Genomic DNA, 13,842 nt, shown 5'->3' with positions numbered 1-13,842 from the left:
AACGAATTAGAGAAGAATCGTTGCGATGGCGATATTAATCAGACCCAAGCCGCCTACGGTGTGAGCCAAAGGAATATTGCGAGCGGCTTCCAGATTGCCAGTTGCGCGCGCCTTCTTATATTTCTTCTGTCCGAAGAAAGCAGCGATAGCCACGATAATGCCCAGAAGCATCTTGATGCCAACGTACATGTGGAACATGGTGTTCGATTCTGAACCCAGATTGCTCATCATAATGAAATACAGGGCAAAACCAGTCACAATCTGTAGCAGAGCCGCATGGAACTGCCCGGGCACTACAATGCCTTTTTTGAAGTTAGCAATCCAGATACCAACCACCATGGTTGCACCTAAAACGTGCAAGAAAACGAGAATACTTGTTGCGATAGCCATGACCTTAGTCTACTTAAGATAACCCACCTTTATCGACAGTCTGTGACTAAATATGTAGTGGAACAGAGCACCAAAAAGGGAGCCGCAGCAAAAACTGCGACTCCCTTCTTATCAACCCTTGAGGATCTCTACGGTTTAGAGACCTAGCTCAGCTTCAAATGCTGCTTCTTCAAGGCGCTGCTTGAGGAAGTTCAAGAAACGGCCAGCGTCTGCACCATCGACTACACGGTGATCGTAAGTCAAGGAGAAGTAAGCGAGGCTACGGATAGCGATTACATCGTTGCCATCAGCATCCTGGATTACAGCAGGGCGCTTGTTGGTCGAACCGATGCCCAAGATAGCTACGTTGGGCTGGTTGATGATCGGGGTGAAGAATACACCGCCGGTCTGACCGGTGCTGGAGATAGTGAAGGTTGAACCGGAGAGTTCCTCAGGACCAATCTTGCCATCGCGCGCACGACCTGCGACGTCGCCAATCTTCTTAGCCAAACCGGAGATGTTCAAATCGCCGGCGTCCTGAACTACAGGAACGAGCAGACCCTTGGGGGTATCTACTGCAAGACCAATGTTTTCAGAACCGTGGTAAGTGATTTCCTTGAGGTCTTCAGACATCGAAGCGTTGAACTGCGGGAACTGCTGCAGAGCCTCGGTCACTACCTTGGTGAAGAAGGGCAGGAAGGTGAGCTTAGCACCCTCGCGAGCTGCAAAGCCATCCTTAGCCTTGTTGCGCAAAGCAACCAGACGGGTCAAATCAATTTCCTGAACAGTGGTCAGCTGAGCTGAAGTCTGCAGGGATTCAACCATACGCTTAGCGATGGTCTGGCGGATGCGGGGAGCCTTTTCAGTGGTACCGCGCTTAGATGACGCCGCAGCCTTGGGAGCTGCCTGCTTCTGAGGAGCTGCGGGGGTAGCGGGAGCCACCGAAGGGGCAGATGTATCTGCTGCTGCGGATGACTCGGAAGATGCCTTCTTAGCCTCTGCTGCTGCCTGAACGTCCTGCTTGCGGATACGACCGCCAACGCCGGTGCCCTTGATGGTGGAAAGGTCAATGTTTTCCTGCTTCGCAAGCTTGCGAACCAAAGGAGTTACATAGACGTCGCCGGATTCAGAGGACTCTGAAGAATCGCTGGACTTAACGTCAGCCTGCTCAGCCTGAGCAGCTTCTTTTTCGTCCTTCGCAGGAGCTTCAGCTTCTTCTTTTTCTTCAGCAGGAGCGGGCTTCTGATCTTCCTTCTTCTCTTCAGCAGGAGCTTCAGACTTTGAAGAAGCAGCGGACGCATCGCCAACGATAGCCAGAACCTGGCCAACCTCAGCTTCTTCGTCTTCTTCAACGCGGATTTCCAGAAGGGTACCTGCAACGGGTGAAGGAACCTCGGTGTCTACCTTGTCGGTGGAAACTTCGAGAAGGGGCTCGTCAACCTCTACGGTCTCGCCAACTTCCTTCAACCAGCGGGTAACGGTACCTTCGGTCACGGACTCGCCCAGTGCGGGAAGAGTTACTTCCTGACCCTCGGAGGAACCGGAAGTAGACTTGGACTCGGTTGCAGGGGTTTCCTCTGCAGCGGTCTCTTCTGCCTGCTCTTCAGCTTCCTCTTCAAGGGGAGCTTCGTCTTCAGCCTTCTGAGCTGAGGAGTCGTCGGATGAAGCGGAGCCGTCGCCGATGATGACGAGCGCGCCACCAACCTCTACGTCTTCGTCTTCTTCAACCAGAATCTTCTCAACGGTACCTGCAACGGGTGAAGGAACCTCGGTGTCTACCTTGTCGGTGGAAACTTCGAGAAGGGGGTCGTCAACGGATACGGTGTCGCCAACTTCTACGAGCCAGCGGGTAACGGTACCTTCGGTAACGGATTCGCCCAGTGCGGGCAGTTCTACTGTGTGGGACATGCTCTTTCTCGTCTCTTTCGTGTAGATGCTTAGTCGTACAGTGCGAAGGCGGCGGTTTCGCAACCGCCACCTTCTCAGTCTTTATTAGCCGTGCAGGGGAGCGCCGGCAAGTGCCATGGCAGCTTCGCCCAGGGCTTCGTTCTGGGTGGGGTGCGCGTGGATGAACTGTGCAACGTCCTCTGGGAATGCCTCCCAGACAACCCACATCTGAGCCTCGCCGATCTGCTCACCCATGCGCTTGCCTACAGCGTGAACGCCAACGATGGGGCCGTCCTTTTCACGGACAATCTTTACTAGACCGCCGGTGCCAAGGATAGAGGACTTGCCGTTGCCCGCGAGGTTGTACTCAGCAACCTCAACGTTTTCCTTGCCGAATTTCTCTTCAGCCTTGGGCTGGGAGTAGCCGATCGAAGCGATTTCAGGGTTGCAGTAAGTTACCTTGGGGATGTAGAGATCCTCAACAACCTGAGGCTTCAAACCAGCGATCTCTTCAACGACGAAGCGACCCTGCTGGTAGCCGCGGTGAGCCAACTGCACGCCGGGAACGATGTCACCGATTGCGTAGATGTTGCCTACGCCGGTGTGCAGACGCTCGTTAGGGATGACGAAACCACGATCCATGGTGATGCCCTGTTCATCGTAGCCAAAGCCTTCGGTGTTGGGGCCGCGACCCACAGCAACGAGGCAGATGTCAGCTTCAAATTCGGTTCCATCTTCAAGTGTTACCTTGACGCCGTTTGAGTCCTGCTCAACAGTTTTGAACAGTTTGCCGGTGCTGAACTTAATTTTGCGCTTCTTGAATTCACGCTCCAGTACCTTAATGATTGAAGGATCTTCGTTAGGTACCAAGTGGGGCAGACCTTCGATGATGGTGACGTCCACGCCCATGGAGTTCCACATGGAAGCAAATTCGGAGCCGATGACGCCGCCGCCGAGCACGATAGCGCTCTTGGGGAGGTAGTCCATCTGCAGAGCTTCGGTGGAGGTGAGTACGCGATCCTTGATTTCCAGACCGAAAGTCTTGGAAACGGAACCGGTAGCAAGGATGATGTGCTTACCCTTGTATTCGGTGCCATCAACGGTGATGGTGTCTTTGCCGGTGAGTTTACCTTCACCTTCAATGATGGTGACCTTCTTCATTTTGAGAAGTCCGGTCAGACCTTTGAATTTGCCAGCAACGATGCCGTCTTTGTAATCGCGAACCTTAGCCATATCAATGGACTCAAAAGTAACGTTGACGCCGACTTTCTCTGATTCCTGTGATTCCTCAGCAACTTCTGCAGCATGCAGGTACGCCTTGGTGGGGATGCAACCGGTATGGAGGCAGGTACCACCCAGGTTGCCCTTTTCGACGAGGCCAACAGTGAAGCCAAGCTGCACTGCTCGCAGAGCAGCTGAGTAGCCTGCGCTACCGCCACCGAGGATGAGGATGTCGAATTCTTTTGCTGTTTCGGGCACTGTAACGCTCCCTTGCGTAGGTCTGGGTCGATATGACCCTTACTTTTTATCGTCGTTCTTAGTTTATTAGTCGAGGGTGAATATGACCTAAAATATTCGGTCTATTTCCGTTGAATGTGATAAACAATGAACTTTCTTCTAACGGTACAGTACCGCATCTCGAAGAAATGATAAGAAAGCTGTGTTTTCTATGGGATTTAGTCAATACCTGGTGATTAAACCAGGTTTTCGAGGAACTTCACCACGGTTACAAGAGATGCACCCGTTGCCTCTTTCGGTGTAAAACCGTGGGCTGAACCTTCGTTGAAGGAGGGACCCGCAATATCCAGATGCGCCCAGGGAATCTTCTTCCCATTTTTCTCCCCGACGAATTCTTCGAGAAAGAGACCGGCAATCAGCATGCCACCCATACGGGAGTCACCCATATTCTTCACATCAGCTACGGGGGACTTCAACTCTGAGCGCATGTGCTCAGGCAGGGGCATTGCCCAGAAATCTTCACCGGCTTCTAAGGATGCTTCCACAACTTTATTGCGGGTGGTCTCTTCACCCATGACTGCAGCGTAGCGGGTGCCGAGTGCGACCATCTGTGCGCCGGTCAGGGTTGCGACATCGAGAATAAAATCAGGGTTGGATTCTGAGGCATACGCTAGCCCATCTGCCATGACCAGGCGACCTTCGGCGTCGGTATTCAAAACTTCTACGGTTGTGCCGCCGCGCATCACTAAAACGTCCTCGGGTCGAATCGCCGATCCGCTGGGCATATTCTCGGCAATGCAGAGGTAGGCGGTAACTTCTACCGGTAATTCCAGTTCAGCAGCAGCTGCAACAGCGTTAAGGACGGTCGCTGCACCTGCCATATCTGACTTCATAGGAATCATGGAATTAGCAGGCTTCAGAGAGATACCGCCGGTATCAAAAGTGATGCCTTTGCCCACGAGTGCAACCGATTTTTTGGCCTTCTTGGGGGAGTACTTAACTTCTACCAGACGGGGCGGGCGAACTGAGCCCTGTCCTACTCCCAAAATGCCGCCAAAGCCCCCTTTGGCAAGTTTTTTCTCATCAAAGATTTTGACCGAAACGTCGGTTAGATCTGCGACTCGCTCCTGAGCTTTCTGAGCAAAGGAATCAGGGTAAAGGTGGCTGGGTGGAGTGTTGACGAGACGACGGGTGGAATCCACCGCCTGTCCCAAGATGAGCGCACGGGTGAGGGCAGGGGTAGCCTTTGAGATTTCCAGATCGCTAATAATAACGACGCTTTCAACCGGTGCTTTGACCTCTTCTAGATTCTTGGTGCGTAGCTGGGTGTCAACGAAAGCACCAAATGCTGCACCTTCAGCGATAGCTGCAACAGCTTCAACTGAATCTGCGCGAAAATCAATGGCAATTTCTGCGAAACCGGCGAGTTGTCGTACTGCCGAACCTGCTGCCAGTCGGAACGTATTGAGCTGATCTTGAGGGTTCTCGGTGGGAGCGCCTAGGCCGATAATTGCGACGACGTCGGTAGCAGTTCCCTCGAAACCGGGCAGGCGGGTCAGCTGATCGGCAGAACCGGTCACTCCCATATCTTTCAAGATGGCCTGGAGACCCTCAGCAGTCTTGGAATCTAGCGAATGTTCTGCCAACTGCGGACCCTGCTCGGTAGAGTAGGCACCGAGGACAAGAACCTGAGCTTCAAGCGCTTCTAAATCTGATGAGGCAACGGAAAACATGAGATCAGCTGATTCAGTCATCTCTCTCCTTATATATCTGGTGTACATTGAGGCGGAATAGAACTCCACCGCCTAGAGTTATAGAACCATGAAGGCTCAATATGACTTACTGTTTCAGCATAGTAGGTTATGTGCCACACTTTCACGTGGCAGTACATTCAATGTATTAAAGTAGTCTGAATCGTTGTAAAGAAAGAGGGGCTAGAATGCTAGATCCAGAAAGCCTGTACCTGGTGCAATCTGGCGCATTAGATAACGAGAGACTTCATCATTTGCCCCTGGTGATTTCGCTTCACCATCCTCAAGACGCAGGTGGGACGGCAGGTTTGTTGGGAGATGTTCTCCTCAAGGAACTCCAGCATGCCTCTATCGTAGAATTCGATGCTGATCGATTGCATGACTATCGCGCCCGTCGTCCGCGTATTAAATATGTGCAGGATCACTTTGAAGATCCTGTGATGCCTCAGCTTAAGCTTTACGCGGTAGAGGACAGACTTGAGAAGCCTTTTTTGCTGTTGACAGGTACCGAGCCTGATCTCCAATGGCAACGGTTTGTGCAGGGCGTTGTAGGAATTGCTGAACAGCTAGAAGTCTCAGTAGCACTGATTGTCAGCGGTTTTCCTATGCCCGTGCCGCATACCCGAGCTTTGCCGGTTACTGCGCATGGTTCCCGTAAAGATTTATTGCGGGGTATTTCTGGATGGAAGCCGGTTGCAGAAATGAGTGGCTCGGCTTCGAGCTTGTTGGAAGTAGCATTGACCGATGCTGGAATTGGTACTGCAGGGTTTGGTGTAAATGTGCCCCAATATCTAGCAGAAGCAGAACTGCCTCAAGCAGCTTTGCTGGCCATGGAGCACCTTTCAATGGCGGCCAAACTTTCGTTGCCCACCGATCAATTGATTGATGCTGCCGATGCCGCTCTGACTCAGATTAACGAGCAGGTTGAGGCTAACCCTGAGGTGGGGGCAATGATCAATCGTTTGGAAGAGAGTTACGACTTCAATATGAAGAACGTTGAATCTTCTATGCTCACGCTGGCAGAACGTGAGGAAGGTAAGTTGCCGGATCGTGATGAGCTGGGTGCTGTCATCGAAGATTATTTGGCTCGAATGGACGACGAAGGTGGTTCTGCCACCAGTCGTGAGCTTGATTCGTAGCTTAACTGCTAAATGTAACTTCCGTTGAAGCCATAGGATAATCGGGGATCCGATAGCACGAGAAAAATGTGGAAAACTCATGTGTGCTTGTCAGAGAATGACAGTGCCTATAAGTTTTCCACATTTTTTCATATGATCTCAAACTGCATTAAATGACATCAATAATCAAGTTTATGACTCCACTTGATGCTTTTTCCGATTTCAATACTCCTTCTCCGGTACGCGGGGTGAGCGACGTCGTTGCCTACACCATTCATAACCTCGGTTTTTGGCCCACACGTTCCGTCGTCTTGGTAGCTACCGGCGCCCGCCATATGGGTCCCGTATTAAGAGTTAACTTAGAAGATATCTCCGAAAATGAGGCTTCTGCACTGTTGGATTACCTCTTTGACATGATGCCCACCTCCTTGGCAGAGGGGGAACAGGTTGATCGTTTCTTCTTGCTGATCTTTGGCGAAGGCGGTGAAGTGCGCACACGTCAGCTCACAGCCTCGCTCAGACAGACTCCAACCCTCGAAGAAATTCAGAAGGACGCTGCTGAGGCAAAAATTTGCCAGGCGTGGATTAGAGCGGGAATGCACATTACAGATACTCGAGGAATCCTGTTTTGCGATTTACTTTTTATCGGGTCGGTCTCTCTCTGGGAAATGGAACCCGCTGAACCAGCGATGGTCTTCTCTGGGTTTATCGATGACATTCAAAAATGCCCGCTCTATCTTGACCTGATGTTGAAGGGGTCTTCAGTTCTCCCCACCGAAGAACAAGCGGTTCAAGCACAATCGTCGCCTCTCAATGCAACGAATAATCAGGCAGAATATCAGGCTTGGCTGGACGACGCTGAATACTGGTTTGCCCACTATCTGCAAGTCATCCATGGTGCAGACTCTGATTATTGCCGGGACTATCTCGGTCAAAAATATGCCGAAAATCTGCTGTGGGATGCCGCGATTCAAACTATTTCCAGGACGCGCAGGGAACGCTTCAGCGCAGAAGAGCGTCTTCATGAAGATGCACTCTATGCAGACCACCTCAGAGAAATACTGGCGCCCCAGCTTGCGGGGTATTTGCTAGCAACCCTCTCGTCGGTGACATCCGGGCAATTCATTCTTTATGCGGCTGCGACGTCCACCAACCTTCTCACCCAACTCTTTGCAGATTTACATCGAGAGCAAACTCATTTAACTGCCAGTGCTGAAAATATCCAGAATCCCTCTGTTCTTTTGGTTCCTGTCGATCACACCGGGCAGCCTTTCATCGATGACTGCATCCGAAAACTAGCTGACATCAAGAATTTTGCAGAAGTGGTAGAACAGAATGATGAACTATCATCGGGGGCAGAAAACTTCGCTGAAATGATGATGGGGAACAGTATCTTGGGCCCAGACTGGAAAAATATTGGTCTCCTGGAACAGGTCATCCTGCAAATGCAGGAAATAGCCGATGACGAGCGTAGCGCCTACCTTGCTGTCGTCCAGGCATGGATTGCATGGTTCAAGGGGTCGAGTTCAACCGCTTCTCGGCATCTCGCTCAGGCCCGCCAGACGTGGGAGATTTCGCTCCTGCCGCTCGATGCCCTGTTGGAAAATTCATTGTTACCTCGCTGGCTTCAAGAAGAATCCCAGTGTTTCAAAGAAAGTAAATGGACATAAGCGCTGTGTGCTGTCGCTCATTGGGGGACAAAATGCAAAAATTGAGCAACAGCACGTGGCGGCGCGCCCGTTCTGCACATGAATTAGCCCATCATCTGCCATACTTTAGTACTGACCCCGTTTAAGTCCGAAAACAGTAAATTGTCAAGAGAAATGGGAATATCTTTCTACGCCAAGCCGTTGAAAAGAATAGTTCCCGTCAGGCACTTACTGTTTTTACTGAATTTTTCAGTTCAGACTTGACAGGGTCTTAGGTGTTTTGACTGTTCTGGATTTTTTCCATCGGTCACGTATAAGGAAAGGTTCTCTGTGTCACCTGCTGCACAACAGAAGGCGTCTGATAGTACAAAGGCTAGTAAGACCACCACGGCTAAAAAGAAGCCTTCAACCCGCTCAAAGGCAACCACTAAAGCGGCAAAGGCAAATGAAGAAGCTGAAGAAGTAGAAGAAACCACGGCTACTTCCTCCACAAAAACTGCTAAAAAAACCACTGCCACGAAGGCAAAGAAGACAACTGCGAAGAAAACCTCGCAGGCTGTTGCCGACGACTTCGAAGAAGACGACGAGGTAGCGAGCACCGATCTTGATGAAGATGAGGTGTTAGATTCCGATGAAGACTCTGAAGAGGAAGATTCGGATGTAGATAACGAAGAGAAGACTGCAAAAGAAGAAGAAAAGAAGCAGTCTGAAAAGGTCGCTGCAAAGCGTAACGGCTTTGTGCTCACCGCCAACGATGACGACGATGCCCCCGCGCAGCGCGTGATTGCCCCCGGCGCTACTGCGGACCCCGTCAAGGACTACCTGAAGCAGATCGGTAAGGTTTCCCTGCTGAATGCTGAGCAGGAAGTCGACTTGGCTATGCGTATTGAAGCCGGTTTGTACGCTGAGCATAAGCTCAAGGACAACCCGGATATGGATGCGCAACTTAAGAAGGAACTTCGCTGGGTTATTCACGACGGACGTCGCGCGAAGAACCACCTGCTAGAAGCTAACCTTCGTCTCGTGGTGTCGCTTGCTAAGCGTTATACCGGCCGAGGAATGCTCTTCTTGGATCTCATTCAGGAAGGTAACCTCGGTTTGATCCGCGCGGTAGAGAAGTTTGACTACTCCAAGGGCTTCAAATTCTCCACCTACGCAACCTGGTGGATTCGCCAGGCTATTACCCGCGCTATGGCTGACCAGGCACGTACCATTCGTATTCCTGTTCACATGGTTGAGGTCATCAATAAGCTGGCGCGCGTACAGCGTCAGATGCTTCAGGACTTAGGCCGCGAACCCACCCCTGAGGAACTGGCAAAAGAGCTAGACATGACCCCTGAAAAGGTCATTGAAGTTCAGAAGTACGGCCGCGAGCCTATCTCCTTGCACACCCCCCTGGGTGAAGACGGAGATTCGGAATTCGGTGACTTGATTGAAGACTCCGAAGCTGTAGTACCCGCCGACGCTGTGTCCTTCACTCTGTTGCAGGAACAGCTTCACTCGGTACTCGATACGCTTTCAGAGCGCGAAGCTGGCGTTGTCGCCATGCGCTTTGGCATGACCGACGGGCAGCCCAAGACCTTGGACGAAATCGGCAAGGTATATGGCGTCACTCGCGAACGTATCCGTCAGATTGAGTCCAAGACGATGTCTAAACTGCGCCATCCTTCCCGCTCACAGGTTCTGCGCGATTATCTTGACTAAGAAAATCTGAAGAATCTGGGCATAAAAATAGTCGGTGCTTCTCTCTAACACCTGGAGAGGCACCGACTATTTTTTATCGCCAAAAGTTTATGCTAAGCGGTCAGTCTGATCATCCCATTCAGCAGTCACCTGCTGCAGTCCGCTTTCATTCTCGCGTGCGTGATGGCCGCAGAAGTAGAGCTCGTTGCCTGAATTGAGGACGACGCGCACGTACGCTTGCGCTCCACATGCATCGCAACGGTCGGCAGTAGTGAGTTCACGGCTTTGAAGTGTTGCAGTCATGATCTTGTCCTTTCATAGATGATGAGGTTGTATCCATATAACCATGCAGTACTGGTTCTCATTCCTGCTTTCGCTTTCAGAATAGGGCGCAGGTCTGATTGTGCAGTGGAAATCCGTGGGCGTCTCAGCTCACGGCGCACGGTGCACCAGATGAGTGCGTCTGTTGCAAAAACAACATAAAATATCTAGGTACCCGAGCAGAGAATGGAGAGCCCCTCTTGGCAGCTTCGAACTATACCGCGCAAAACCTTTCCGTACTGGAGGGGCTGGAGGCGGTTCGTAAACGGCCTGGTATGTACATCGGCTCTACCGACTCTCGCGGGTTGATGCACTGCCTGTGGGAAATCATCGATAACTCGGTGGATGAGGCGCTCGCCGGGTATGGCCAGTCCATAGAAATCATTCTCTATAAAGATGGTTCGGTTGAGGTGCGCGATGACGGTCGTGGTGTTCCGACTGATATTGAACCGCGCACCGGGCTCACCGGCGTCGAAGTGGTGTACACCAAACTTCATGCCGGCGGTAAGTTTGGCGGTGGATCTTATTCAGCGTCGGGTGGTTTGCACGGCGTGGGCGCATCGGTAGTGAACGCGCTTTCAAGCCGCTTGGATGTTCAGGTGGATCGTGGTGGCAAGACGTATCAAATGAGTTTCCGCCACGGAATCCCAGGGCAGTTCGAAAAGAGCCGTACCCCCAAACCAGAGGCAGAATTTACACCCTCACAGAAGCCCAATGACGCGCTCATTGTAGTGGGAAAAGCTAAACGAGGTGTAACAGGTACTCGTGTGCGTTACTGGGCTGATCCGCAGATTTTTACTCCCGATGCCAAATTCAGTTATGACAATTTGGCACAGCGTGCTCGTCAGACGTCGTTCCTCATCCCCGGATTGCGTATTGCTATTCGCGACGAGCGGCGCTTAGCAGGCACTCCCGGTGAGTTTGAAACCCACGAGGAAGTTTTCCAGCACGATGGGGGAATTTCCGAATTTTGTGATTATCTGGCGACCGATTCTTCAGTGACTGATATCTGGCGTTTCCAAGGACAGGAAACGTTCAAAGAAACCGTGCCGGTACTCGATGAGAACGGGCATTCTCAGCTCACCGAAGTGGAGCGCGAGTGCGAAGTCGATATCGCCCTGCGCTGGGGTATCGGCTATGAAACCAATATCCGCTCGTTCGTCAATATTATTGCAACTCCCAAAGGAGGCACCCACCTCACTGGCTTTGAGCAGGGATTGTTGAAGACTTTCCGTAAGCACCTGGGCGATAACGCACGCAAATTTAAGGTCGGCGCAAACGAGAAGATTGAAAAAGACGACGTCTTAGCCGGTCTGACCGCGGTTCTGACAGTGCGCCTGGCTGAACCTCAATTTGAAGGACAGACCAAAGAGATTCTTGGTACGCCTGCGGTGCGGCAGATTGTGTCCAAAGTGGTCTCCAAGGAACTAGCCACCAAGTTGAAAGCAACTGCCCGCGCAGACAAACAGCAGGCAAGTTCTTTGAGCGAAAAAGTTGTAGCGGAAATGAAATCACGAATCTCCGCGCGCGTTCATAAAGAAACCCAACGGCGCAAAACCGCCCTGGAAACTTCTTCAATGCCGGCAAAACTGGTGGATTGCCGGTCCGATAACGTCGAGCAGTCTGAGCTGTTCATCGTAGAGGGCGACTCGGCGCTGGGTACCGCGCGTCTGGCTCGTTCGTCGAGCTATCAGGCGTTGTTGCCTATCCGAGGCAAAATCCTCAACGTTCAAAAGGCATCACTCACCGATATGCTGGCGAATGCCGAGTGCGCTGCCATCATCCAGGTGATTGGGGCAGGTTCTGGCCGTACTTTTGATTTAGAGGGAGTGCGTTACGGCAAGATCATCATGATGACCGACGCCGACGTCGATGGCGCTCACATCCGAACCTTGCTACTCACTCTGTTCTACCGCTATATGCGACCTCTGGTTGAAGCCGGTCATGTCTATGCTGCTGTGCCACCGCTGCACCGCATTGAGGTGATTCACCGCGGCAAGCCCAATGAGATGGTCTACACCTACTCGGAAAAGGAACTGGGCGATTATCTTGCCCAGTTGCAGGCTCAGGGGAAGAACTTCAAAGAGCCAATTCAGCGGTACAAGGGTTTGGGTGAAATGGACGCCGATCAGCTGGCGGAGACCACGATGGATCCGCGCCACCGTTTGCTTCGCCGGGTGCGTATTGAGGACGCGGAAGCGGCCGAGAGAGCTTTTTCGCTCCTGATGGGGTCTGAGGTCGCTCCACGTAAGGAATTTATTATCAATGGGGCGCATCAGCTCGATGAAAGCCAAATTGATATGTAGCCCGGTGTGCACTGCTAGGTAAAAGATCTTTTTATTTTGGTGGAGTCGCACCCCAAAATGTGATTTGAACCACTAAAATAATAAGTATGGTTCATCATAATGCACAGAAACCCGCCGTCGTTGTTACTCTCACCGGCGCTGCCGGTCAAATTGGCTATGCCACGCTTTTCCGAATTGCCTCCGGTGCCATGCTGGGGGCCAATACCCGCATCCGTCTTAATCTTTTGGAAATACCTCAGGCGCTTGGCGCTTTAGAAGGTACTGCCATGGAACTCACCGATTGTTCTTTCGACCTGCTTGATGGGGTCAATATTTTCAGCGATCCCCGCCGAGCATTCGAAGGGTGTGACGTCGCGTTACTCGTGGGCGCTAAACCGCGTTCCAAAGGGATGGAGCGAGCCGATCTGCTCGAAGCAAATGGCGCAATTTTCTCTGAACAAGGGCGCGCTCTCAATGAGGGCGCTAGCTCCGATATACGTGTAACGGTGGTGGGTAATCCTGCCAACACCAATGCTCTGATTACAGCTTCGCACGCACCGGATATCCCGCTTGAACGATTCACCGCACTCACCCGCCTGGACCACAACCGCGCGGTGGCTCAGTTGGCGAAAGCAACCGGGGTGCATCCCCGAGATATCGAAGGAGTGGCTATTTGGGGCAACCATTCGGCGAGCCAATTTCCCTCGCTAGAACATGCAACCATCGCAGGTCGAGCCGCTCTAGAAGTTCTTGCCGAGAAGAATCTAGGGGAGCAGTGGCTTTCTAAAGAATTCATTCCGCGCGTAGCCAACCGCGGCGCCGAAATCATTCAGGTACGTGGGGGATCATCGGTGGGGTCAGCGGCAAATGCAGCTCTGGAACATGTCAACCTATGGAACACATCCAATTCTGTGAAAGGGCCGCAGATTACCTCCATGGCAGTACCCAGCACAGGGGAGTACGGCGTTGAAGAGGGGCTAATTTGTTCGTTCCCCGTTACCTGTGGAGGTGGCGAATACCGTGTGCAAGAAGGGCTGAAGCTATCAGAGGCAGGACGTCGCCGATTTGAAAAATCAGTTGAAGAACTCCGCCAGGAAAAAGCGGCGGTTGAAAGCCTAGGTTTGCTGGGTAATCGATAGGATGAGACCAGCCGATAGGGTAAAGAATACTTTATGAGAATCATCATAAGAATGAGGGTTATATCAGCTCCTCCATTTTCAGGATAATTTGAAACTCGTAGCGAAAATCCCCGAAAGTTTTCCCAGGAATAATTCGGGGATTTTTGCGCTTAAATGGAGGAAGGAAGAGGTTGCTGTGGGGG

The 13,842-nt window shown here is 51.8% G+C and carries 10 protein-coding genes; 5 read left to right on the top strand and 5 right to left on the bottom strand.

Annotated elements, in window-relative coordinates; all coding sequences use genetic code 11:
- Positions 1–6: 6 nt before the first annotated feature.
- The 4 genes from ACFR81_RS02175 to ACFR81_RS02160 all read right to left on the bottom strand — a co-directional run bounded on the left by ACFR81_RS02175 (position 7) and on the right by ACFR81_RS02160 (position 5,468).
- Complete coding sequence (locus ACFR81_RS02175) at positions 7–390, bottom strand: hypothetical protein (RefSeq protein WP_145174345.1); 384 nt, start codon at positions 388–390, stop codon at positions 7–9.
- Between the two features lie 135 nt (positions 391–525).
- Complete coding sequence (sucB, locus tag ACFR81_RS02170; RefSeq protein WP_343873944.1) at positions 526–2,277, bottom strand: 2-oxoglutarate dehydrogenase, E2 component, dihydrolipoamide succinyltransferase; 1,752 nt, start codon at positions 2,275–2,277, stop codon at positions 526–528.
- Positions 2,278–2,361: 84 nt separating this feature from the next.
- Positions 2,362–3,735 (bottom strand): dihydrolipoyl dehydrogenase, encoded by a 1,374-nt coding sequence (lpdA, locus tag ACFR81_RS02165; RefSeq protein ID WP_343873942.1) that lies wholly within the window; start codon positions 3,733–3,735, stop codon positions 2,362–2,364.
- A gap of 215 nt (positions 3,736–3,950) precedes the next feature.
- Entirely contained in the window at positions 3,951–5,468 is a 1,518-nt protein-coding gene (locus ACFR81_RS02160; protein ID WP_343873940.1) for a leucyl aminopeptidase, read from the bottom strand.
- Between the two features lie 185 nt (positions 5,469–5,653).
- On the opposite strand from ACFR81_RS02160, the gene ACFR81_RS02155 reads away from it, so the two are divergent.
- From ACFR81_RS02155 to ACFR81_RS02145, 3 genes are all read left to right on the top strand, one after another.
- The gene (locus ACFR81_RS02155) at positions 5,654–6,604 is read left to right on the top strand and encodes a PAC2 family protein (protein WP_145174351.1); all 951 of its coding nucleotides are present in this window, start codon (positions 5,654–5,656) and stop codon (positions 6,602–6,604) included.
- A 173-nt stretch (positions 6,605–6,777) separates the two neighbouring features.
- The gene (locus tag ACFR81_RS02150; RefSeq protein WP_343873937.1) at positions 6,778–8,253 is read left to right on the top strand and encodes a DUF4192 family protein; all 1,476 of its coding nucleotides are present in this window, start codon (positions 6,778–6,780) and stop codon (positions 8,251–8,253) included.
- Between the two features lie 309 nt (positions 8,254–8,562).
- Complete coding sequence (locus ACFR81_RS02145) at positions 8,563–9,936, top strand: RNA polymerase sigma factor (protein ID WP_145174357.1); 1,374 nt, start codon at positions 8,563–8,565, stop codon at positions 9,934–9,936.
- Positions 9,937–10,023: 87 nt separating this feature from the next.
- On the opposite strand, the gene ACFR81_RS02140 is transcribed toward ACFR81_RS02145, so the two are convergent.
- On the bottom strand, positions 10,024–10,218 hold the full coding sequence (locus ACFR81_RS02140) for a DUF7455 domain-containing protein (RefSeq protein WP_343873934.1): 195 nt from the start codon (positions 10,216–10,218) through the stop codon (positions 10,024–10,026).
- A gap of 218 nt (positions 10,219–10,436) precedes the next feature.
- On the opposite strand from ACFR81_RS02140, the gene ACFR81_RS02135 reads away from it, so the two are divergent.
- Positions 10,437–12,542 (top strand): DNA gyrase/topoisomerase IV subunit B, encoded by a 2,106-nt coding sequence (locus ACFR81_RS02135; RefSeq protein WP_068173150.1) that lies wholly within the window; start codon positions 10,437–10,439, stop codon positions 12,540–12,542.
- An 86-nt stretch (positions 12,543–12,628) separates the two neighbouring features.
- A complete protein-coding gene (locus ACFR81_RS02130; protein ID WP_343873931.1) occupies positions 12,629–13,660 on the top strand; it encodes a malate dehydrogenase in 1,032 nt (343 codons plus the stop codon).
- Positions 13,661–13,842 lie beyond the last annotated feature (182 nt).

This window comes from Rothia amarae, from assembly GCF_042677725.1.
GTDB lineage: Bacteria > Actinomycetota > Actinomycetes > Actinomycetales > Micrococcaceae > Rothia > Rothia amarae.
The sequence above is the reverse complement of the archived record's forward strand: the minus strand, read 5'-3'. Positions and strand labels throughout refer to the sequence as shown.

What these genes read in the sequence shown, in the direction of transcription:
- ACFR81_RS02155 (WP_145174351.1), top strand. Translation starts at nt 5,654, where the DNA reads ATGCTAGATCCAGAAAGCCTGTACCTGGTGCAATCTGGCGCATTAGAT.
- ACFR81_RS02160 (WP_343873940.1), bottom strand. Translation starts at nt 5,468, where the DNA reads ATGACTGAATCAGCTGATCTCATGTTTTCCGTTGCCTCATCAGATTTA.
- ACFR81_RS02175 (WP_145174345.1), bottom strand. Translation starts at nt 390, where the DNA reads ATGGCTATCGCAACAAGTATTCTCGTTTTCTTGCACGTTTTAGGTGCA.
- sucB (WP_343873944.1), bottom strand. Translation starts at nt 2,277, where the DNA reads ATGTCCCACACAGTAGAACTGCCCGCACTGGGCGAATCCGTTACCGAA.
- ACFR81_RS02130 (WP_343873931.1), top strand. Translation starts at nt 12,629, where the DNA reads ATGGTTCATCATAATGCACAGAAACCCGCCGTCGTTGTTACTCTCACC.
- ACFR81_RS02150 (WP_343873937.1), top strand. Translation starts at nt 6,778, where the DNA reads ATGACTCCACTTGATGCTTTTTCCGATTTCAATACTCCTTCTCCGGTA.
- ACFR81_RS02140 (WP_343873934.1), bottom strand. Translation starts at nt 10,218, where the DNA reads ATGACTGCAACACTTCAAAGCCGTGAACTCACTACTGCCGACCGTTGC.